1 protein-coding gene is annotated in these 341 nt (G+C 39.0%); it reads left to right on the top strand.

The genetic code is table 11. From position 1 onward, the window contains the following. On the top strand, positions 1 to 341 hold a 341-nt coding region (locus BZZ03_RS12075), incomplete at both ends, for an MSCRAMM family adhesin SdrC (protein ID WP_233128999.1).

Raw genomic sequence — 341 nt, 5'->3', positions numbered from 1 at the left:
AAGCTGAACTTGATGCACTGTCTGATGTGCTTGTAGATTCTGATTTTGAATCGGACATTGATGTTGATGCACTGTCCGATGTACTTGTAGAATCACTCATTGATTCTGACTTAGAATCTGAAGCTGAACTTGATGCACTGTCTGATGTACTTGTAGAATCACTCATTGATTCTGACTTAGAATCTGAAGCTGAGCTTGAAGTACTATCTGATGCACTTGTAGAATCACTCATTGATTCTGACTTAGAATCTGAAGCTGAACTTGATGCACTGTCTGATGTGCTCATTGATTCTGATTTTGAATCGGACATTGATGTTGATGCACTGTCCGATGTACTTGTA

The organism is Lactococcus petauri, from assembly GCF_002154895.1.
Lineage (GTDB): Bacteria > Bacillota > Bacilli > Lactobacillales > Streptococcaceae > Lactococcus > Lactococcus petauri.
This window is presented reverse-complemented; position numbering and strand designations above follow the sequence as displayed.